The sequence below is a fragment of the Sphingopyxis sp. BSNA05 genome (genome assembly GCF_013265645.1).
Taxonomy (GTDB): Bacteria; Pseudomonadota; Alphaproteobacteria; order Sphingomonadales; family Sphingomonadaceae; genus Parasphingorhabdus.
This window is the reverse complement of sequence record NZ_PYIA01000039.1, coordinates 1-20,853: the sequence shown is the minus strand read 5'-3', so window position 1 is coordinate 20,853 and position 20,853 is coordinate 1. Positions and strand designations below refer to the sequence as shown.

Sequence of the window (20,853 nt, the reverse complement as noted above, 5' to 3'; positions counted from 1 at the left end):
CGTGGTACAATAGAGCGACCGCTATGTCATGACCGATCAACCTGAGTGACTATTCTGATCACAGAGACAGGGAGAATTCATTTAGCGGGACCATTGCCCTATAGTAGGCAATGGCATCGGTGACTGGCGACGCAGAAGCAGCACCAGAAAAGGAGATGTTCAAATGGATATGAAAACAACCGGTTCCCCTGAAGGTTGCCCGATGGGCTTTGAAGGCGGAGTGCGCAGCCTCCTCGGGCGAACCAACCGTGACTGGTGGCCCGATTCCCTGCAGCTGGAAATTCTGACCCAGGGCGGCACTTCGCCCGACCCCATGGGTCCCGACTTCGATTATGCCGAAGCGTTCAACGCGCTAGACTATCAGGCGCTGAAAGACGATCTGAAAGCCCTGATGACCGACAGTCAGCCCTGGTGGCCGGCGGATTATGGCCATTATGGCCCCTTCTTCATCCGCATGGCCTGGCACGCAGCCGGCACTTATCGCACCGGCGACGGGCGCGGCGGTGCGTCCAGCGGGCAGCAACGTTTTGCTCCGCTCAACAGCTGGCCCGACAACGGCAATCTCGACAAGGCGCGGCGTCTGCTCTGGCCGATCAAGAAGAAATATGGCGAGCATATCAGCTGGGCTGACCTGTTCGTCCTGACCGGAAATGTCGCGATCGAATCCATGGGCGGTCCGGTCTTCGGCTTCGGTGGCGGTCGCAAGGATGTCTATGAGCCCGAGAAAGACGTCTATTGGGGTTCGGAAGAACAATGGGTCAACGAAGGCGTCCCGACGCGGATAAACCCCGACGAGGGCAAAGCGATGGAAAACCCGCTGGCGGCCATCCAGATGGGCCTCATCTACGTCAATCCGGAAGGCCCGGGCGGCAATCCGCACGATGCCGAGGGCATGGCACGCGACATGAAGGAAACCTTTGCGCGCATGGCGATGAACGACGAGGAAACCGTCGCGCTGACCGCTGGCGGCCACGCCTTTGGCAAATGCCACGGCGCTGTTCCACCCGATCAGCTTAGCGGCGATCCGGAATCGGGCGATCTGCACCTGATGGGATTCGGCTGGGCAACCGACCCCGAGCAGATAGGTGAAGGCCATATTACGACGTCCGGTCTCGAAGGCGCCTGGACGCCGAACCCGACCCAATGGGGTGGCGACTATTTCCGGTTGTTGTTCAAATATGATTATGAACTGGTCGACAGCCCGCCGGGGCCAAGCAATGGCAGCCGGTCAATCCGGACCCCGAGGATATGGCGCCCGACGCGCGTGATCCGTCAAAAAGGTTCCGACGATGATGACCACCGCCGACATGGCGCTGAAGCGCGATCCGGATTATCGCAAGATTTCCGAACGTTTCCGCGACGATCAGGCAGCGCTGGACGATGCCTTTGCCCGCGCATGGTTCAAATTGACCCATCGCGACATGGGACCCAAGGTCCGCTATCTTGGCCCCGAAGTTCCGGCAGAGGATCTGATCTGGCAGGATCCTGTCCCCGCCGGAACGCCGGCTTCCGCAAGCGCGGTTGCGGACTTCAAGGCGAAGGTGCTCGACAGCGGTCTGTCGGTCTCCGAGCTGATCAAGGCAGCCTGGGCTTCGGCGTCAACCTATCGCAAGAGCGACCATCGCGGCGGTGCCAATGGCGCGCGCGTCCGGCTTGCTCCGCAAAAGGACTGGGAAGCCAATGATCCGGAAGAGCTAGCAAAAGTGCTGGCCAAGCTCGACGCGTTGCGCGGTTCGCTGTCGATGGCCGACGCCATCGTGATTGCGGGCAGCGCGGCGGTCGAGAAGGCAGCGCAGGATGCCGGCTTCGACATCAGCGTTCCGGTCACGACGGGCCGCGGTGACGCGACGGAAGAGCAGACCGATGGCGAAAGCTTCGAACCGCTCGAGCCCTTTGCCGACGGTTTCCGCAACTATCTGAAGACCAAGGCGAGCGTGAAGACCGAAGATATATTGGTCGACCGGGCAAACCTGCTCGATCTCTCGATCCCCGAGATGACCGTACTGGTCGGTGGTCTGCGCGTTCTCGGCGCCAACCATTCGAGCGCGCCGACCGAAGGCGTATTCACCGATCGTCCCGGACAGCTGACCAACGACTTTTTCGTCAATCTGCTGGAAATGGGCACGGTCTGGGAAGTTGTCGACGAGTCTGCTGACGAACTTTTCATCGGCAAATGCCGTCTGAAGGGCGAAGAGAAGTGGCGCGCGACGCGGACCGATCTGGTGTTCGGATCGAATTCGCAACTGCGGTCGGTCGCCGAAGTCTACGCCGAAGACGGCCATGAACGGAAATTTGTAGAAGATTTCGTTGCGGCCTGGGCAAAGGTCATGGACGCCGGGCGCTTCGATCTGGCCTGATATCTAACAGACACCCGCAGAGACGGCCCGCTGGATGAACCGGTGGGCCGTTTTTTGCCCGGTCGGTTTTCGCAGATTTATGCCAGGCGGGCTTTCGCGGCTTCCCAATTCCTGCCGTCAAATTTTCTGACGCTCGGTTCCAGGTCATGGCCGTTATCGAGGCAGTTGTAGTTCACGCTCCAGCTATCCGGATGGGAACGGGGCTGGTAGAAGCTTTTGACCCCGCAATTCTTGCAGAAGAGATGATGCGCCTGTCCGCTACCGAACCTGTAACTGGTGAGATCCCCCTCGCCCTTGAGCAGAGTGAAATCCCGGTGCGGCACAAACAGGTGCAGAAAGCCCGTGCGGGCGCAGATCGAGCAATTGCAATCGAGCATTTCCGGCCTGCGTTCGACTTCGGCTGCAAAGCGGACGGCCCCGCAATGGCAGCCGCCGGATATTTTGCTTGTCACTCGATATTCTCCCCGGTGGTGCCTTCCTCGCGCCGCGGCTGGAAACGCAGCGACAACGGAGTGATAAAGCCGTTATTGTTGACCCGCACGCGAATAATGCCCTGCAGTTCCGGATCGGCAAGCTTCTTTTCATAGCCGCCAGCGGCTTGCTGGGCGACATAGAGCCGATCCCGGGTGAGCCCGTCATTGCCTTCCTCGCTCCACGGATTGACCTGTACCAACGCATCGCAACGGTCATCCGGCATCAGATCGGCCACATCCAGGTCGCGTACTTCCACGCTTGCAATGGCGGGAGCGGTGCCCCGGATACAAAGGCTCTTCCGGGGCGCCGCCCATATCGGTAGCTGATCCTGTTCGACCGCGGGCCAGTCGTAGCGAAACTGCACATAATGGCCGCGCAACAGATCGCGCGGGTCATAGCCGGCGATCGGCACATCCCATTCCGTACCTTCGCGAGATTCCTGCTCCGTCGCCAGCCAGATCAGGCCGAGCCCGACCAGCGGCAACAGCAGCGCCAGCGGTAGCAGAAAGCGGCGTAACCGGGTCATAGCCCCTCCTCCTGATGGTCGTGCTCAACCGCGGAGGCTTTGTCGGGAGCCAGGGTCGTGGAAACGCGATAGGCGATCACCGCTATGGTGATGGTAACCCCACCCGCGAGTATCAGCCCAATACCGCTGCTGAACAGGTCGTGGGCCAGCTGGAAACTCAGCACGATCAGGCGCAGCGCTATGATCGCGACCACCGCCTGGAAAACATTGCGCCACCCGGAATAGATCGCGCTCCAGCCAACGGCGGCCCAGAAGGCCATGAAGATTGTCGCATTGACCAGAGGAGAACTGGGTTGCGCGACGCTGCCGGCAAAGCTGATGATTGCGGCGGCGGTCAAAATAGCCGCGATGCTGATACCCGAAGCGGTGCGGTTATAGACATAGATCAGCAAAGCGGCCCCGCTCCAGAGCAGCATCTGGATGACGGCAATATCGCTCATAAATCTGCCCGGATCGGATAATATCGGGCCGATCGGCTCGACAATCAGTTTGAAACCGACCCCGGCCACAAAGATCGTCAGAGAAAATTGCCCGATCTGTTTCCAGAACGCCTGCCTGCCGCTTGTTTTCCGCATGAATATGGAAAAGATCAACGCAAGGACCGGCAGGCTGGTGATGACGGCAACATAGACTGCGCGCGGTGCATCGGTCTGCTGGAAATACCAGTCCAGAAACTGGACTGCCGTGCCCAGCAGGCCCGCCATCCAGAGCAGTGAAATCAGCCAGCCACGGCCGGTCAGCAGCAACAGCGGCGAAAACAGCAGCAACCAGATCAGCAAAGGCTGCCATAATGGCGAGCTCGTCTGGTAGACTTGGCCGAGATGCCCGAAGAAGGTCAGGCCGAGCACCGCCAGCACGAACAGCAATATGTCTTTCAAATAGAGCCCCAGGTAACCCTTGCGCGGCTGGAGGAGATAGACGGCGGCACAAAGGCCGATGATCAACAAAGCGTGAATGGCAAGCCGGACCATCCCGGGAATATCGTCCCAGTTGGCGGCGACGAGCGAGACAATGCCCAGTCCGATGGCAAGCGCGCCCAGCCCGATCAGCGCCCAGAGACCCAGCGGCCTTGCGCGTTCGCTTTCATATTCCCGGATACGCTGCGCCGTGTCCGCGTTGATCACACCGGCATTGCGCCAGATATTGATTTTTCTTTCAGACAATCGCCGCTCTCCACTCCGGGAAAAAGCTACGCCAACGATGCGCGATTGGCAAGTTCCGCAGGCACGCGCTGTATCATCGCGATCAATCGCGGACCTCGGTTGTGTGAATGTCGATCCGGTTTTCCAAGGTCCTGTGAACGGGACATTTCTCGGCAATCTCGAGAAGCTTGCGGCGATCCTCCTCGCTCAGGTCTCCTTGCAGGATGATCGAACGGTCGATCACATCGATCCGGTTGTCGTCATTGTTGCAGCTGCTGCAATCCACTACATGTTCGCGGCTATGCTCGAGCAGGATATGAACCGCTTTCAGCGCTATGCCCTTGCGGTCGGCGTACATTTTCATCGTCATGGACGTGCAACTGCCGAGCGCGGCCAGCAACAGGTCATAGGGTGACGGTCCACTATCCGTACCGCCAAAGGAGATCGGCTCGTCGGCAAAAAACTCATGTTGGCCGACCCGAACCGTCTGCTGGAATTTTCCGCTGGCGGTTTCGACGGAGACGAGAGAAGGATTTGTTGCCATGATTATTCCACCGTTACCGATTTTGCGAGATTGCGGGGTTGATCGACGTCTGTGCCCTTGGCAACGGCGACATGATAGGCAAGCAGCTGCACCGGCACGGCATAGACCAGCGGCGCGATCAACGGGTGCACTTTCGGCATTTCGATGGTCGCCATGCAGCCGTCTCCGGCTTCGGCAATCCCTTCGGCGTCGGAGATCAGCACGACCTTGCCGCCGCGGGCCATGACTTCCTGCATATTGGAAACGGTTTTTCGAACAGCGGTCCGGATGGCGCCAGCACGATGACCGGCACCGCTTCGTCGATCAGGGCGATCGGACCATGTTTCATCTCGCCCGACGCATAGCCCTCGGCGTGGATATAACTGATTTCCTTCAGCTTGAGCGCGCCTTCCAGCGCCAGCGGATATTCCGGGCCGCGGCCCAGATAGAGCACGTCCCGGGCCGGCGCGATCAGATGCGCCATGTCGGCAATATCCTGGTCATGGCCCAAAGCCGCATTCAAGGCTGCCGGGGCTTCGGTCAAGTGTCTGACCACCTCGCGTTCCTCGTCGCGCGTCAGCCTGCCTTTGACAACCGCCAGATGTGCTGCCAGCGCCGCCAATACGGCGAGCTGGCAGGAAAAGGCCTTGGTCGAGGCAACGCCGATCTCCGGACCGGCATGGGTTGGCAGCAACAGATCGGCTTCGCGCGCCATGCTGCTGGTCGGTACATTGACGACGACCGCGATCTTCTGGCCATTTTCCTTGCTGTGCCGAAGGGCCGCCAGCGTATCGGCCGTCTCTCCCGATTGAGAGATGAACAGCGCCAGTCCGCCCGGCTCCAGAACCGGATCGCGATAGCGGAATTCCGACGCGAAATCGAGATCGACGGGCACGCGGGCAAAGGTCTCGAACCAGTATTTCGCCACCATGCCGGCATAATAGCTGGTGCCACAGGCGACGATCGTCACGCGCTTGATATCGCGCAGATCGAAATCCATTTGCGGCAGCGCGACCTGCTGTTCCAGCGACCGGATGTAGCTTTGCAAAGTCTGTGCAACCACGGTGGGCTGCTCGAAAATTTCCTTCTGCATGAAATGCCGGTAATTGCCCTTTTCAATGGCCGAGGCCGAGACACCAGATGTCGTGATCTCGCGCTCTACAGGTATATTGTCCTTGTCGTAGATAGCCGCGCCATCGCGGGTGATCACGACCCAGTCGCCTTCCTCGAGATAGGCGATTTTCTGGGTGAGCGGTGCCAGCGCCAGCGCGTCGGATCCGAGATATGTCTCGCCGTCTCCATATCCGACCACCAGTGGCGACCCGAGCCTCGCGCCGATCAACAGGTCGGGTTGCGTCCGAAAGGCAATAGCCAAGGCAAAGGCGCCGCGCAGTTGGGGCAAGACCGTTTGAACGGCTTCTTCCGGAGATTTCCCGGCTTCCACCTGTTCGCTAACCAGATGCGCCACCACTTCGGTATCGGTCTCGCTTTCGAAGGACCGGCCGCGCGCGCTCAGTTGCTCGCGCAGGCTCCTGAAATTCTCGATAATGCCATTGTGGACCAGAGCGACTTCGCCGGTTGCATGTGGATGGGCATTGTTGGTGGTCGGCGCGCCATGAGTGGCCCAGCGGGTATGGGCTATGCCGATATCGCCCTCGGCATCGTCGTTTTCAGAACCTGTACCAGATTGGCCAGCTTGCCTTCCGCCCGGCGGCGGATTAGCTGGCCGTCGTGCACGGTGCAAATACCGGCGCTGTCATAGCCGCGATATTCCATGCGTTTCAGACCATCGACGAGACGATCCGAGACGGTTTCCTTGCCTACAATTCCAATGATTCCGCACATGGCTTTTCGGACTTTCTTGTTAGAGTGTGTAAGGTATCCGGATGCCCGGCATTGCCGCCGGAAAATCCTTTGTATTACGTGTGATGAGAATGCGACCAGATAATTGCGCGGACGCGAGAATTATCGCATCAACCGTCTTCAAGCGCTGTCGATCGGATCTCAACAACGCCGCCCGCCGCCCGATTTCCTCATTCACCTCGATTATGCTAAAATAGGATAGAAATCCTTCGGCACGATCGCCATCGTCCGGCAGTGCGCCGGTAACGACTTCTACCCAGGTCAAGCGACTGATATAACGGCGATCGTAACGCTTCAGTTCAGCATGAGCCGAGCCGACGTCATTCAGCGCGTCGAGCAATATATTGGAATCAAAGACTGCTTCGCTCACTTAAGATATCGCTTTGCTTCGCGATCATCATCTTCATCGAACAGGTCGGGAAATTCTTTTCGTACTTCCCAATAGTCGGAATCCCACGACCGCGTCCATGATGCCCGCTCCTGGCGCTGCCAATCGACTGCGTCACCGATGTCCGTGCGGTCTTTCCAGATACCGAAATATTTTTCGATGCCTTGCTTGGATTCCTCCGCCCGAAAACCCGCTACCGCCTCCCGCAGCAACTGCGCGCGCGACTTACCCTGCTCCGCCGCCTGCGCGTCGAGCCATTTCACATCGTCTTCGGGTAGATCTGCAAGGATTCTGGTCATTATGATATACCGATATCATATCGTGATATCATGTCAAGTCGCTGGTCGTCACTTCGTCGCTGGTCGTCACTTCAATGAGAATCACAATAGCGTGCTCCAAAAAGAAGGTCTTATCAGTCCAATTACTTGGATACGGACTATTTGCCTGCCTTCTTCTTCAGCATCGCATTGCGAAATTTCGTCGCCCATCCTGCTTTCGCCGTCTGTTCCGCCCGAACCAACGCTAGATCACCCGCGGCAACATCGTTGGTTACTGTCGCCCCTGCCCCGACAATCGCGCCATCGCCAATGGTTACCGGCGCCACCAGCGCGCTGTTGGAGCCGATGAAGGCGCCCTTGCCGATCACCGTCTTATATTTGAAATAGCCGTCATAATTGCAGGTAATCGTGCCAGCGCCGATATTTGCGCCCTCGCCCACTTCGGCGTCGCCAAGATAGGTCAGATGGTTGGCCTTGGCTCCTTTGCCCAAGGTGGCCTTTTTCATTTCGACAAAATTACCGACCTTGGAGCCTTCTGCCATCACCGCGCCGGGGCGCAAGCGCGCGAACGGCCCGACGTTGGTATTCGGCCCGATGGTTGCGCCTTCGATATGGCTGTGACCATATATTTGCGCGCCGGAAGCGATGGAAACACCGGGACCGAAAATCACATTGGGTTCGATCACGACGTCGGAAGCAACTTGCGTATCATGCGAGAACCAGACCGTGTCCGGCGCGATCAGGCTGACCCCATCGGCCATCGCTTTTTCGCGGCGGCGGGCCTGCCATTCGCCTTCGACGGCAGCGAGCTCGGCGCGGCTGTTCACGCCAGCGACCTCGGCCGGGTCATCGACCTCGATCACGGCGCTCTTCTGGCCGGGAAGCATGACGATGTCGGGCAGATAATATTCGCCCGCCGCATTGTCGTTGCTGATCTGGTCGAGCAGGATGAACAGGTCGGTAGAGCGCGCCGCCATCAGGCCGCTGTTGCACAGGTTGACCGCGCGCTCGGCTTCGCTGGCGTCTTTATATTCGACCATTTTCTCGATTTCGCCCTGGTCATCGGCAATGATCCGGCCATAAGCGCCCGCATCATGGGGCCGGAAGCCCAGCACGACGGCCCGCGGGTCGGTGCCATTGTTCAGGCGGAAGATCATGTCGCGCATCGTATCGGCGCCGACCATCGGTACATCGCCATAGAGGATCAGCACGTCTCCGGCGAAACCCTTGAGCGCGTCATGTGCCTGTGCCACCGCATGTCCCGTGCCGAGCTGGTCTTCCTGTACCGCGATCGCGACATTGCGTCCCTCGACGCTTTCTTCAATCTGCTCGCGACGCGCGCCCACGACGATGACGGTGCGCTCCACACCGATCGAATCGACGGTATCGAGAAGATGGTGGAGCATCGGCTTGCCGGCAATCGGGTGCAGCACCTTGTGCTTTTCCGATTTCATCCTGGTGCCTTGTCCGGCGGCCAGAATGATTGCGGCTAGCGGGCGATCTGACATCGATATTCTCCGGATCAGGTTGGTCGGTAGCGGCCTTCTCTCGGCCATTCGCAGCGGCTAATGCCATGTAAATACGGCATAAGCCAGCCTGTTTCTTTATCTCGCAAAGGGTTCAGCTGCCCGCTTTTCCACCCTTTCGCCATTTGGTCCACAAATGCCGCGCGAGCATTAGCGGCGGCATCCGTAGCCAGTGGGACCGGACATAGAAAGCCAGGCGGGTGAATTTGCGGGCTTCGCGGCCATAGCCATCGCGCGCGAGCAAGCGGCGGACATAAAAGGCATCGGACATTGCAGCTTTGCCGGCAAGAGAAGGATCAACCGGCGTATCATAAAGTGCCGCGGATAGACGCAACGCTCTTGCCAGTTCGGGTGTCAGCCCGTGTTTCTCAGCACGTATGCCCAGCTCGTTCCAGAAAGATCCGTTTGCGTCGGAAAAATCCCGCAGAAGATGGTTGATATCCCACAGGTTTCGCAGGCCTCCGGCCAGATCGCCGTCGGCAAACAGATGGGCGATGGAATGCAGCACCATATCGGCCTGGGCCATGATATATAGCCCGTTGTCCAAGGCAACCGCGCTCTCCAGAATTGCAGCCGCGTCGGGCGTCGGACCAGCGGTCAGCGGCAATATCGTATGGTGCACATCGATCATCCGGTCGCGCTCGCGATGGATCAGCGGCGGCAGTTCATGCATATGCTCGCGATAATATTGGTCGTCATAGGGGTCCGGCTTGACCCATTCCCAGCCGGCGTCGAGCAAGGCGGCTTCAACTTCCGGCAGGCCCTTCCGGTCCACCATGATATCCAGATCACCAATGCTGCGCCCTTCGCCGGCGGACAGGTTCGCCGCTACATAGGCGGTGCCCTTCATCAATATGATCTTGCCGGAATAGTCGGCGAGCGCTCGGCGGGCGCAATCGGCTTCCCAAAGAGCTTGCTGCCGCGCCAGCGCATGCGCACCGACAGCGTCCTGCAATATTGCGCGAACACGGTCGGGCACGGCCACGGATTCGAGCCGGTGGGCGAGCGTACCGATCAGCGATTCCGCCCGTGCGATACTGATCAGGTCGGCCCATTGGCTGCCCGCCAGCGCCTCGACGCTGGCTGGTTTCCGCAAGGCCTCCACCAAAATGCGCCCGTCCCGCATCATGGCAGCCGGCTCCACAGGCTGTCGATCAGTTCTTCCGCCTGCTCGATCGACTGATAGTCCATCGCCCGGGTCGGAACCTGATCGACGAACCGGGTCAGCGCCCGAAAGCCGGTTTCGCCGAGCGCGACATAATTGGTCGAGGCCTGGGTCAGCCGGACGAATATCTCGGCCTGGCCCATATCGCGCAATGCGGGGGCGTGGCCATAGCGGGGAAACAGCAGCAGCGCCGGTCTGGCCGGTTCGTTCATTCTGGCGATTGCCTCTACCGGCGGCACAAGATGGCGAATATCGCCCTTGGGCGTTGCATTCATTTCCGGCCCGAAACGGTCTGCCGGTGCGACCTGCCGCATAGCCTCGACGGCCTGGTTCTTCAGGCTGATCAGGCGCGGGAAAGGACAAATTTCCCCGGTATCGAGGCTCAGCAGGGCAAATTCGTCGCCCATGAACCGCCAGCCTCTCTCGGCGAGCATCGCGGACAAGGTCGACTTGCCCGATCCCGACAGGCCGGTCATCACCAGCGCCTTGCCATCCTTCTCGACGCTGCTGGCGTGGAGCAGCAAATGCCGCCGCCAGCCGAGCGCCATTTGCAGGTTCATTCCCATTTCGGCGGCGAGCAGTCCCTGGGCCAGCGGCAGCGGCGCGGCATCAGGCAGCCAGAAATCGCCATCGATATGCACCGATGGGCGAATATGGCGCCGCCATGGTTTCTCGGGCTCCAGCCGGACGGTGAAATCGACCTGTCCGTCGACCGGGGCGGGATAGTCCTGATATAGTGCTTCCAACTCTTCCAATGGCTGGCGCCAGGCTGAAGCGATGCGGAAGGCGGCGGGGCCGACATTCAGCAGGATGTGATGCATCCCGCCCATCAACCGGCTCCTTTCGAGACAAGACCGAGCGCGGACAGTTCGTCCAGACGGGCCAGTACGATATTTTCAGTATCCACTCCGCTATCGAGGTCGAACTGCGCCGACAGTCGTGCGGCTATTTCGGCAGCGTCGAGCGGAACATTGCCCATCACCTCGACAATTGCGGGCGCGGGATCGGCGAGCATATGCGTGATGCCGGACGGCCGATGAAACAGCAATGTCATGCTGTCCAGATCATGCCAAATCAGATCTTCTGCCGGCGCCGCCCGATATTTCTGGGTCATGATGGGTTACCTGCGAATCTGGAACGACATTGCGAACTGATAGCAGGCAAAAGTTAAAATAGGGCGGTTAAGTCAGCGGGGCATTTGCAGGGAGGCATAGCATGTAAAACCGCTCTGGCCGGATTGCAGCCGGCGAATATAATTTACATAGGCCTGCGACTGGTCCGGAGAAGTGCCCGGCAACGTCCGACCGTTCATGGCCCGTCGCACTTCTTCACCGGTGAAATTGCGTCCGGCAGCGGGAAATGCGCCCGGCGTGTCGGACGTCACAACCGATCCGTCAGCGGCGATATAGCCACCTGCCGCATGATTTCCGGGAACCGGAATCTCGCAGTTGAGGACCGAGCCTGCGGTCTGGGCCAGCGCCGGTTTGATGCTGACCACAGCGGAAGCTGTGACTGCACCCATCATCAAGGCGCGCCGGCGGCTTACAACACCGTTTTCTGGTCAGTTTCGACTGACGATTCAGATGGAAGGCCCTCTTTCATCGAATTTCTATCCATGGTTTCTCTTGCTTGTCCTTCTCCGCACATAAGCGGAAATCGGGTAAAAAGCGAGCGAACAGTCCTTCGCCTGTCATCCCGTCTATATTCGGGACATAGACATGCAAATCGTTAATATCGCCTATAGATCGCGACAGCCGCATTGCCAGTTCCGAAATATTCCCGTTGCCGATCCGGCAACCTACCGCCTAAATGGTCGCCATGACAAAGCCAGAATCGACCAGATGACTTCGGTTTCGCCCTTGCGCTTGCTGGTCGCCCTGACCCTGATCGTCGGCGGTGGCATTCTGGCGGGTCAATTGCCGCAATCGAGCCAGCAATTCATTGTCGTGATCGTCACCGGAACAATCGCTTTGTTCACGGTACTGCAGGACCGCCCTGCCCCGCCGCTGCCCGATCCTTCGGCGCTGGAACGGCAAACCAGGCGAATATTATATCAGGGCCGGTCGGAAGCCTATCAGGATATTATCGACCCGATTACCGATCCCATCATGCTGATACGCAATGCCAAGGTAGCCGCAGCCAATCCGGCGGCGGCCCAGGTGCTGGGCGATCATATTGTCGGCGAGGACGTCCGGATCGCTATCCGCCACCCGGCCGCTGCCGACCGGCTGGCCAATCCGGATGCCAAGCACACCGGAGAGCCTATCCTGCTGGTCGGTGTCGGCAGCACCGACCAGAGATGGGAGCTGCGGATTCATACGCTGCAGGATGGCTTGAAACTTGTCCAGCTGTCGGACCGCAGCAGCCGCTATGCAGCGGAAAGAATGCGCACCGATTTTGTTGCCAACGCCAGCCACGAACTGCGCACGCCGCTGGCCGCGATCAAGGGGTTCATCGAGACGCTCGAGGATCCGAAAGCGGGCAAGGATGATGCCACCCGCGCCCGCTTCCTGAAAATCATGTATGATGAAGCCGATCGCATGCAGCGGCTGATCGAGGACCTGATGTCACTGTCGCGAATCGAGGCGGAAAAATTCGAACTGCCCTCCGACGAAATCGATCTCAGCGAACTGGTTGGCGAAGCGCGCGATTTCTACATCAACAGTCGCGGCAAAAAGGAAAGCGACATAGTGGTCCATCTGCCAGCAAATATGCCGATGATCCACGGCGACCGGGCGCAATTGTCGCAGGTCATCAACAATCTTCTGAGCAACGCGTTCAAATATGGCAAGAAGGGGACGCCTGTCACGATCAACGTTGCGCCCAACAAATCCGGAACAATGCTCTATCTGGCAATCAGTGACCAGGGTGACGGCATTGCACCGGAACATATTCCCCGGCTCACCGAGCGTTTCTATCGCGTCGACAAGGGGCGCAGCAAATCGATTGGCGGGACCGGACTGGGACTGGCCATCGTCAAGCATATCTCCGAAAGGCATGGTGGACGGATGGAGATTTCCAGCGAAGTGGGCCGCGGCACCACCGTATCGGTCCTGTTGCCAATCGCCAGCCCAAACCCGGGTGCCTATCACCCTGAACGGAGCGAAGTCTGAGTAACAAGTGCCGGAAAAATTTCTTCCGGAAACCGACGATCCGGCTCGCTGTCACATAATTGTAATATAACTGTAACGAACAGGACATTGCCCCCCCTAAAAGCCTCCCGAACAAGCCTGTTAATCCGGTCGTTGATGATGTTCATCGGGGCCGAGCGCTGATGGATTAGGAATTTTTCAATGTTAAGAACACTCGCGCTCGTGGCGGTTGCCTCCTTTGGGCTATCTGCCTGCCAGGATCAGGCTTCCGGCGGTCAGGGCGGCACTCGCGGCGAAATCCGGATCGTGGGATCCTCGACTGTTTTCCCCTTTGCCAAAGCCGTGGCGGAACAGTTCAGCATCAACGGTGCCAATCCGTCTCCGATCCTCGAATCGACCGGCACCGGCGGCGGCATGAATCTGTTCTGTACAGGCGTTGGCGCCGATACGCCTGACATCGCCAATGCCTCGCGCCGGATCAAGGCGTCGGAATTTGAATTGTGCCAGAGCAATGGCGTTACCGATATCGTGGAAGTACAGGTCGGTATCGACGGCATCGCAATTGCCCAGGCGAATAACGGGGTCGCGTTTTCCCTCACCCCGGCACAGATTTACCAGGCTATTGCCGAGCGTCCGTTCGGCAAGAAAAACACGACCAGAAAATGGTCGGATATCGATCCCTCCCTGCCCGATTTCGCGATCAGCGTTTATGGCCCGCCTTCGACATCGGGCACGCGCGATGCGCTTACCGAGCTGATCATGGAAGTCGGCTGTGTCACCGATCCGGCAACAAAGGCGCTCAAGGATAGCGACGAAGAGGAATTCAAGGCGATCTGTCATGAAGTCCGGGCGGATGGCGCCTATGTCGATGCCGGCGAAAATGACAATCTCATCGTGCAGAAGCTGAAGGCCAATCCCAATAGCGTGGGTATCTTCGGCTACAGCTTCCTCGAAGAAAATCTCGACAGCGTCCGCGGCATTTCGGTCTCGGGTGTGAACCCGACATATGAAGCGATCGCTTCGGGTGAATATCCCGGGGCGCGGCCGCTTTATGTTTATGTGAAAAACAGCATGTCGGCGTCATTCCGGGTCTTCGCGAATATATGCTGGAATTCATCAATGCGGGAAGCCGCGATGGATATCTGGTGAAGGCCGGATTGATCGCCTCGCCGGACGATATCCGGACGAAAATGAGTGATGTGGTCCGCGACATGACCCCGCTCGCCGTTGGCGAACTCAAATAAGCACGCTTGGGCGCGCGTTACCTTTAAGATGAAATTGATGCAGGGGCGGAACCAGATATTGTGACAAGTGCGACGCTTCTTTTTCTCGTGATCGGCCTGGGCCTGGTCGCTTGGTTTTTCGGACGCCTGAAGGCATCGGGAATGCAGGCGAGCGGCAAGACCTCCCGATCTGCGCTCCATTCGCTGCCGAGCTATCACGGCTGGTACGTCGCTTTGTGGGCGATCGTTCCCGCTGCGATCTTCATGATGATATGGAGCTTTGTCAGTCCTGCGCTGATCACCGATGCGGCGCTGACCAGCGCTGCCGCGGCGGCACTGCCGCAAGACGGCTTTTCGCGCGCTGCGATCCTGTCCGAGGCTCGCGCCATTGCCTATGGTAATCAGGTCAATGCTTTCAATCCGCTGTCGCAGTCGATGGTCGAGCCCTATCGCGACGCCATTTCCTATTACCAGATGATCGGCACGGTGGCGGCGCTGCTTCTGGTCTTCGCCTGCGGCGTCTTTGCCTGGTTGCAGATCAAGCCGGACCTCAGGGCGCGGACCAAGATCGAACGCGTGACGATGCTGATACTTCTGCTCGCTTCGCTGATCGCAATCATTACAACCGTCGGCATCTTTCTCTCGCTGGTATTTGAATCCGCCCGCTTCTTCTCCATGGTATCACCGATAGACTTTCTGTTCGGCACCGAATGGAACCCAAAAGCGGTCGCCGGCCCGAGGGGCGAAACCGGATTTGGCGCCATTCCGCTTTTCTGGGGCACGGTCTTCATCGGCGCAATCATCGCTATGATCGTGGCGATCCCGCTCGGTCTGATGAGTGCCATCTATCTGACCCAATATGCGCCCGCGAAATTCCGGGCCTGGATGAAGCCGATACTGGAGGTTCTGGCGGGCGTTCCAACCGTGGTCTACGGCTATTTTGCCGCTCTCACCGTGGCACCCGCGCTACGCGACTTTGCCGTCTCGATCGGCATCACCACCGCCTCTTCGGAATCCGCTCTGGCCGCCGGTGTGGTGATGGGTATCATGATCATTCCCTTTGTCTCCTCGATGGCCGATGACAGTATTGCCGCCGTGCCCAGCGCAATGCGCGACGGCTCGCTGGCGATGGGTGCGACCCATAGCGAAACCATCAAGAAGGTCCTGATCCCTGCTGCTCTGCCGGGCGTCGTCGGCGGTGTGCTGCTCGCCGTCAGCCGCGCGATTGGCGAAACGATGATCGTGGTGATGGCCGCCGGTCTTGCCGCCAACATGACGGCCAATCCCTTTTCCAGTGTTACCACGGTGACGACACAAATCGTGCAGCTGCTGACCGGTGACCAGGAATTTGACAGTCCGAAAACGCTGGCGGCCTTTGCCTTGGGACTGGTCCTGTTCATCGTAACCCTGCTGCTCAACCTCATCGCCCTGCGCGTGGTCAAAAATATCGGGAAGCATATGAATAGTCTCACCGAAATGAAGCGCAATCCGACCGACTGGCAGGGCGAGGCCATGCAGAAACGCATTGCCCGCCGCTATGCCGCAGAGCGCCGCTTCAAGGCCCTGGGCATGGCTGCAGTCATGTTATCGGCGGGGTTTCTCGCCTTTCTGCTGGTGGTGATGGTCGGCAACGGTTTTCGTGGTTTCACGCAGACCGAATTGCCGGTCGAGATCGACTTTCCCGCGGTAACCGGCGGCGCTTCGGCCAGCCAGTTTGAAGGTCCGAATGCGAATGCCAATTTGCAATCCATGGGTCTGCGCGAAATCGTCAACAGCAGTATCGAGATCCAATATGGACCGGACGGTACCGACCTGTTCTCGCCGGGCGGGTGGACCGCTGTCAATGCGATGATCCTGAATGATCCGGACATTGTCGGGCAGAAAACGACGGTATATCTTCCGGTTATTTCGGATATCGATGTCGCCTACAAGGATGTCGGCAATGCCGAGGCCGAAGCGAAAGTCCGCGAACTGGGCGACCGCTTCTCCACCGGTTTCAACTGGAATTTCCTCAGCCATTCGGATGCTACGGACCCGATGCAGGTCGGGATATGGGGAGCGTTCAAAGGCTCGCTGATCACCATGATCGTGACACTGCTGCTTGCATTCCCGGTCGGTGTTCTGGCGGCGCTCTATCTCGAGGAATATGCGCCGAAAAACCGGCTGACCGACCTGATCGAAGTGTCGATCAACAATCTGGCGGCGGTGCCGTCGATTATCTTTGGTCTGCTGGGTCTGGCCGTATTCCTGAACTTTTCGGCATGCGCGATCTGGTGCCCTGGTCGGCGGTCTGACGCTTGCCCTGATGACCATGCCCGTCATCGTCATCTCAGGACGCAATGCGGTGAAATCGGTGCCGCCCTCAATTCGCGAAGCGGCGCTGGGCATTGGCGCAAGCCCGCTCCAGGTTGTGTTCCATCACGTGTTGCCTCTGGCGTTGCCGGGTATTTTGACCGGCACCATTATCGGCATGGCCCGGGCGCTGGGCGAGACCGCGCCGTTGCTGATGATCGGCATGCGCGCCTTCATTGCCACGCCACCGAGCGGTATCACCGATCCGGCGACCGTGTTGCCGGTACAGATATTCCTGTGGTCGGACGAAGTCGACCGCGGCTTTGTCGAGAAAACATCAGCGGCGATCATTGTGCTATTGCTGTTCCTGCTGACGATGAACGCGCTGGCCATTTATCTGCGCAACCGTTTTGAAACCCGCTGGTAGGTGCCATGATGAATGACGACCAGACAATGCAAAAACCGAGTGAAAGCGTAATTATGACAGATTCGGCCACGACAGATATGCCAGGCGAAGCCTCCACGCCGAAAATGACGGCGCGTCATGTCAATGTTTTCTACGGCGACAAACAGGCGATCAACGATGTGTCCATCGATGTAAACATGGACAGCGTCACTGCCTTCATCGGCCCGTCCGGCTGTGGCAAGTCGACTTTCTTGCGCTGCATGAACCGGATGAACGACACGATACCGATCGCGCGGGTCACCGGCGATATCCAGCTGGAAGGCGACGATATTTACGCGCCGCAAATGGATGTGGTCCAGCTGCGGGCGCGGGTCGGGATGGTGTTCCAGAAGCCGAACCCTTTTCCCAAATCGATCTACGACAATATCGCCTACGGCCCCCGTATCCATGGCCTTGCAACCGGCAAGGACGAACTCGACAATATCGTCGAATCTTCCTTGCAGCGCGCCGGTCTCTGGGGTGAAGTGAAAGACCGGCTGCTCGACAGCGGCACGGCTCTTTCCGGCGGCCAGCAGCAGCGCCTGTGTATCGCACGAGCCATTGCGGTAGATCCCGAAGTGATACTGATGGACGAGCCCTGCTCCGCCCTCGATCCGATCGCGACGGCAAAGATCGAAGAGCTGATCCACGAATTGCGCGGCAAATATGCGATCGTGATCGTCACCCATAATATGCAGCAGGCCGCGCGCGTATCGCAGAAAACGGCATTTTTCCACCTGGGCACCCTGGTGGAATATGGCGAAACAACCGATATTTTCACCAATCCGCGGGAAGAGAAAACGCGGGACTATATCACCGGACGTTACGGCTGATATCTCGAAGTTTAGGAACTCAAAAATGGTCAACACTGGCACAGAGCATACGGTCAAAGCCTTCGATTCCGACATCAATGAACTGCGGGGCATGGTTGCGGAAATCGGCGGGCGCAGCGAGCAAGCCATCGCCAAGGCAATGCGCGCGCTGGAAAACAGCGACCTCGAACTGGCGGAAGAAGTGGTCCGGGAAGACAAGCTGATCGACCAGCTGGAAAAGCGGATCGACGAGCTGACCTTCCAGACCATCGCGCTGCGCGCGCCGATGGCCGACGACCTCAGGGAATTGATCGCCACGTTCAAAATCTCCGGCGTGGTCGAGCGCATTGGCGATTATGCCAAGAATATCGCCAAGCGGGTGCCGCTGGTGACCAAGACGCACCGCCTGACACCCATTTCGCTGCTGCCCTCCATGTCGAAAATAGCCAGCGAGCTGGTGCGGGACTCGCTGGATGCCTTTGCCCGGCGCGATGCGGAACTGGCGATGGAAGTGAACCGGCGCGACCAGATCGTCGATGATTTCTACAACAGCATCTTCCGCGCCGTTATCACCCACATGATCGAGAATCCGAAGGATATCGGCGAAGCGGCACATCTGCTGTTTATCGCCAAAAACCTCGAGCGCATTGGCGATCATGCGACCAACGTCGCGGAAATGGTCTATTTTGCGGCGACCGGCGAGCCTATGCCCGAACGGACCCGCGGCGAGAATCCGACGACGCCGCTCGATGACGCGCTCAGCGACGAGGCCGACTGATGGTCAACGCAAAATTACTGCTGGTCGAAGACGATGCCGCGCTTGCGGAACTGCTGACCTGGAATTTCAAGAAAGAGGAATATGACGTCATCCACACACCGGATGGCGAGGAAGCCTTGCTGCTGGTCCAGGAGCATCGGCCCGATGTGATCCTGCTCGACTGGATGCTGGAAAGCCTGTCCGGGATCGAAGTCTGCCGCCGCCTGCGCCGCTCTTCGGAAACCGCGAATATTCCGATCATCATGCTGACCGCGCGCGGCGAGGAAGAGGACAAGATCCGCGGCCTTGAAACCGGTGCGGATGATTATATCACCAAGCCGTTCAGTCCCCGCGAACTGATCGCCCGGGTGAAGGCTGTATTGCGCCGGGTGCGTCCGGCGCTGGCCGGCGAGAAACTCAGCTTTGGCGATCTGGAAATGGATACGGTAGGCCACAAGGTCAAACGGGGCGGCGACACCATCCCGCTTGGTCCGACAGAATTTCGCCTGCTCCGCCATTTTCTGGAACATCCCAACTGGGTATTTTCCCGCGAGCGTCTCCTCGACAGCGTCTGGGGACAGGACAGCGATATCGAATTGCGCACCGTCGATGTGCATATCCGGCGGCTGAGAAAGGCGCTGAACGCCAACGGTCGGTCGGATATCATCCGCACCGTGCGGTCGGCGGGCTATGCGCTCGATACGGATGCTGTAGAAGGCTGATATCCGGCCCTGACTGGTGGACCAGATTAGTCTGGAGTTGCTAGTCTGCGACCAGTTTCAGAAGCTTGCGCTCCACCGGTGCCAAAACTCCGGCTAGATCATGGCCGCGCTTTAAAATCTGTCCCTGTTCGCCGTGCAGCGACCACATGCCTTGGCGATTGCGTTCGGACGGACGTTTCTCGATGCGCATTTGCGGCCGTTCCGATGCGCGGCGAAACGCCGCAAATATCGCGACGTCGCGGCGCATATCCATAGCATAGTCCTTCCAGTGCCCGGCGGCGACCATCCGGCCATAAAGACTGAGAATCCGTTCAATTTCGCGGCGCTCGAAACCGACTTGCGACGGTGCACCGCGCTGCGGGAAAGGCGATATGTTGGAGTCGCTGAAACGCATCAAGCGCTATCGCGTCCCTTTGTCTCGACCGCTGGATCTTCGCCATTCCGCTCTTTCGCAAAGGTGGCGATGCGTTTTTGCAACTGCTCCATCTCGCACTGGAGAATTTCCAGTTTCTGCGTCGACGGGTCGAAAATCTCGCTGCAGGGCGTGCCGTAGGGGACGAATTCCTTCTGATAGTCCTTTGCCTCGACCAGGGTCGGTCGGGCGCGGACGCCAACCATCGTGGCGCCTTCCGGAACATCCTGGGTGACAACCGCATTGGCGCCAACTCTGGCCCGTTTGCCGACCGTGATCGGGCCGAGCACCTGGGCACCGGATCCCAGAATGACATCATTTTCAATTGTCGGATGGCGCTTGCCGCCGACGCCATTGGTCGGGTTGGTTCCGCCCAGAGTAACACATTGATAAATCGTCACATTATCGCCGATAAGAGCGGTCTCGCCGATGACGGTAAAGCCATGATCGATAAACAGGTGCCGGCCGATTTTAGCACCTGGATGGATATCGATTGCCGTCAGAAAACGGGAAATATGATTGATCAGTCGGGCAAAGAAATAGAGTTCACCCTTGAACAGCCAGTGCGCGAAGCGATGCAGGCCAATCGCCAGTACACCCGGATAGAGGAGCACTTCCCAGCGCGACCGCGGGGCCGGATCACGGGCCTTGATGGAATCGAGATAAGCACCGAGTTCCCGAAACATATATTTCCTCCGGATGTTGCGAAGACCATAAACTAGGCACGACAGGCAGGGATTTCCAGTTCTTTTTGCAACCGACCTGGCATTGGTGCTTTTCAAAAGCATCGTTATCACTATATTAGATTAATATTCATCTACTGATCGAAGGCTTCGATAATGTCGACCTACCTGCC

17 protein-coding genes and 5 pseudogenes are annotated in these 20,853 nt (G+C 58.6%); 8 read left to right on the top strand and 14 right to left on the bottom strand.

All coding sequences use genetic code 11. The annotated features are described in order from the left end of the window. Positions 1-163 precede the first annotated feature (163 nt). Positions 164-2,357: pseudogene (katG, locus tag C8024_RS04435) on the top strand (catalase/peroxidase HPI). A gap of 77 nt (positions 2,358-2,434) precedes the next feature. Here katG and C8024_RS04430 read toward each other — a convergent pair. The 12 genes and pseudogenes from C8024_RS04430 to C8024_RS04375 form a co-directional block, all read right to left on the bottom strand. Continuing rightward, entirely contained in the window at positions 2,435-2,809 is a 375-nt protein-coding gene (locus tag C8024_RS04430; RefSeq protein WP_367947145.1) for a GFA family protein, read from the bottom strand. Then, complete coding sequence (locus tag C8024_RS04425; protein WP_173203116.1) at positions 2,806-3,357, bottom strand: GDYXXLXY domain-containing protein; 552 nt, start codon at positions 3,355-3,357, stop codon at positions 2,806-2,808. Before C8024_RS04425 ends, C8024_RS04430 begins: the two co-directional genes overlap by 4 nt. Continuing rightward, on the bottom strand, positions 3,354-4,520 hold the full coding sequence (locus tag C8024_RS04420; RefSeq protein ID WP_173203114.1) for a DUF2157 domain-containing protein: 1,167 nt from the start codon (positions 4,518-4,520) through the stop codon (positions 3,354-3,356). Before C8024_RS04420 ends, C8024_RS04425 begins: the two co-directional genes overlap by 4 nt. Positions 4,521-4,602: 82 nt before the next feature. Continuing rightward, positions 4,603-5,043 (bottom strand): OsmC family protein, encoded by a 441-nt coding sequence (locus tag C8024_RS04415; RefSeq protein WP_173203112.1) that lies wholly within the window; start codon positions 5,041-5,043, stop codon positions 4,603-4,605. 2 nt (positions 5,044-5,045) lie between these two features. Continuing rightward, positions 5,046-6,867, bottom strand: a pseudogene (gene glmS, locus C8024_RS04410) (glutamine--fructose-6-phosphate transaminase (isomerizing)). 19 nt (positions 6,868-6,886) lie between these two features. Then, positions 6,887-7,255 (bottom strand): type II toxin-antitoxin system VapC family toxin, encoded by a 369-nt coding sequence (locus tag C8024_RS04405; RefSeq protein WP_100094699.1) that lies wholly within the window; start codon positions 7,253-7,255, stop codon positions 6,887-6,889. After that, a complete protein-coding gene (locus tag C8024_RS04400) occupies positions 7,252-7,572 on the bottom strand; it encodes a ribbon-helix-helix protein, CopG family (protein WP_173203111.1) in 321 nt (106 codons plus the stop codon). Before C8024_RS04400 ends, C8024_RS04405 begins: the two co-directional genes overlap by 4 nt. 137 nt (positions 7,573-7,709) lie before the next feature. Beyond that, the gene (gene glmU, locus C8024_RS04395) at positions 7,710-9,059 is read right to left on the bottom strand and encodes a bifunctional UDP-N-acetylglucosamine diphosphorylase/glucosamine-1-phosphate N-acetyltransferase GlmU (RefSeq protein ID WP_367947144.1); all 1,350 of its coding nucleotides are present in this window, start codon (positions 9,057-9,059) and stop codon (positions 7,710-7,712) included. Between the two features lie 112 nt (positions 9,060-9,171). Beyond that, positions 9,172-10,203 (bottom strand): nucleotidyltransferase family protein, encoded by a 1,032-nt coding sequence (locus C8024_RS04390; protein WP_173203143.1) that lies wholly within the window; start codon positions 10,201-10,203, stop codon positions 9,172-9,174. Then, a complete protein-coding gene (locus C8024_RS04385) occupies positions 10,203-11,063 on the bottom strand; it encodes an HprK-related kinase A (RefSeq protein WP_173203141.1) in 861 nt (286 codons plus the stop codon). The genes C8024_RS04390 and C8024_RS04385 overlap by 1 nt, the downstream gene beginning before the upstream one ends. Positions 11,064-11,071: 8 nt before the next feature. Continuing rightward, positions 11,072-11,356 (bottom strand): HPr-rel-A system PqqD family peptide chaperone, encoded by a 285-nt coding sequence (locus C8024_RS04380; protein ID WP_173203107.1) that lies wholly within the window; start codon positions 11,354-11,356, stop codon positions 11,072-11,074. Positions 11,357-11,428: 72 nt separating this feature from the next. Continuing rightward, positions 11,429-11,767, bottom strand: coding sequence for a hypothetical protein (locus tag C8024_RS04375; RefSeq protein ID WP_217271989.1), 339 nt, complete (start codon positions 11,765-11,767; stop codon positions 11,429-11,431). Positions 11,768-11,960: 193 nt separating this feature from the next. On the opposite strand from C8024_RS04375, the gene C8024_RS04370 reads away from it, so the two are divergent. The 7 genes and pseudogenes from C8024_RS04370 (at position 11,961) to phoB (ending at position 19,585) form a co-directional block, all read left to right on the top strand. Then, a complete protein-coding gene (locus tag C8024_RS04370) occupies positions 11,961-13,355 on the top strand; it encodes a cell wall metabolism sensor histidine kinase WalK (protein ID WP_254305551.1) in 1,395 nt (464 codons plus the stop codon). A gap of 180 nt (positions 13,356-13,535) precedes the next feature. After that, positions 13,536-14,578, top strand: a pseudogene (locus tag C8024_RS04365) (substrate-binding domain-containing protein). Positions 14,579-14,638: 60 nt separating this feature from the next. Beyond that, positions 14,639-16,023, top strand: a pseudogene (gene pstC, locus C8024_RS04360) (phosphate ABC transporter permease subunit PstC). A gap of 10 nt (positions 16,024-16,033) precedes the next feature. Continuing rightward, positions 16,034-17,276, top strand: a pseudogene (gene pstA, locus C8024_RS04355) (phosphate ABC transporter permease PstA). Between the two features lie 53 nt (positions 17,277-17,329). Continuing rightward, entirely contained in the window at positions 17,330-18,127 is a 798-nt protein-coding gene (gene pstB, locus C8024_RS04350; RefSeq protein ID WP_100095669.1) for a phosphate ABC transporter ATP-binding protein PstB, read from the top strand. A gap of 25 nt (positions 18,128-18,152) precedes the next feature. After that, positions 18,153-18,884: a phosphate signaling complex protein PhoU gene (phoU, locus tag C8024_RS04345; RefSeq protein ID WP_100094692.1), complete on the top strand. Its 732-nt coding sequence runs from the start codon at positions 18,153-18,155 to the stop codon at positions 18,882-18,884. After that, a complete protein-coding gene (phoB, locus tag C8024_RS04340; RefSeq protein ID WP_100094691.1) occupies positions 18,884-19,585 on the top strand; it encodes a phosphate regulon transcriptional regulator PhoB in 702 nt (233 codons plus the stop codon). The genes phoU and phoB overlap by 1 nt, the downstream gene beginning before the upstream one ends. Before the next feature lie 40 nt (positions 19,586-19,625). On the opposite strand, the gene C8024_RS04335 is transcribed toward phoB, so the two are convergent. After that, positions 19,626-19,979 carry a DUF2794 domain-containing protein gene (locus C8024_RS04335; RefSeq protein ID WP_100094690.1) on the bottom strand — a complete coding sequence of 118 codons (354 nt, stop codon included), beginning with the start codon at positions 19,977-19,979 and terminating at the stop codon, positions 19,626-19,628. Next, entirely contained in the window at positions 19,979-20,683 is a 705-nt protein-coding gene (gene epsC, locus C8024_RS04330) for a serine O-acetyltransferase EpsC (RefSeq protein ID WP_173203105.1), read from the bottom strand. The genes C8024_RS04335 and epsC overlap by 1 nt, the downstream gene beginning before the upstream one ends. Between the last annotated feature and the right edge of the window lie 170 nt (positions 20,684-20,853).

Excerpts from the sequence above, each read along its gene's own strand:
- C8024_RS04425 (WP_173203116.1), bottom strand. The coding sequence starts at position 3,357 with ATGACCCGGTTACGCCGCTTTCTGCTACCGCTGGCGCTGCTGTTGCCG.
- C8024_RS04415 (WP_173203112.1), bottom strand. The coding sequence starts at position 5,043 with ATGGCAACAAATCCTTCTCTCGTCTCCGTCGAAACCGCCAGCGGAAAA.
- C8024_RS04400 (WP_173203111.1), bottom strand. The coding sequence starts at position 7,572 with ATGACCAGAATCCTTGCAGATCTACCCGAAGACGATGTGAAATGGCTC.
- glmU (WP_367947144.1), bottom strand. The coding sequence starts at position 9,059 with ATGTCAGATCGCCCGCTAGCCGCAATCATTCTGGCCGCCGGACAAGGC.
- C8024_RS04390 (WP_173203143.1), bottom strand. The coding sequence starts at position 10,203 with ATGCGGGACGGGCGCATTTTGGTGGAGGCCTTGCGGAAACCAGCCAGC.
- C8024_RS04385 (WP_173203141.1), bottom strand. The coding sequence starts at position 11,063 with ATGCATCACATCCTGCTGAATGTCGGCCCCGCCGCCTTCCGCATCGCT.
- C8024_RS04380 (WP_173203107.1), bottom strand. The coding sequence starts at position 11,356 with ATGACCCAGAAATATCGGGCGGCGCCGGCAGAAGATCTGATTTGGCAT.
- C8024_RS04375 (WP_217271989.1), bottom strand. The coding sequence starts at position 11,767 with ATGATGGGTGCAGTCACAGCTTCCGCTGTGGTCAGCATCAAACCGGCG.
- C8024_RS04370 (WP_254305551.1), top strand. The coding sequence starts at position 11,961 with ATGCAAATCGTTAATATCGCCTATAGATCGCGACAGCCGCATTGCCAG.
- pstB (WP_100095669.1), top strand. The coding sequence starts at position 17,330 with ATGACAGATTCGGCCACGACAGATATGCCAGGCGAAGCCTCCACGCCG.
- phoU (WP_100094692.1), top strand. The coding sequence starts at position 18,153 with ATGGTCAACACTGGCACAGAGCATACGGTCAAAGCCTTCGATTCCGAC.
- phoB (WP_100094691.1), top strand. The coding sequence starts at position 18,884 with ATGGTCAACGCAAAATTACTGCTGGTCGAAGACGATGCCGCGCTTGCG.
- C8024_RS04335 (WP_100094690.1), bottom strand. The coding sequence starts at position 19,979 with ATGCGTTTCAGCGACTCCAACATATCGCCTTTCCCGCAGCGCGGTGCA.
- epsC (WP_173203105.1), bottom strand. The coding sequence starts at position 20,683 with ATGTTTCGGGAACTCGGTGCTTATCTCGATTCCATCAAGGCCCGTGAT.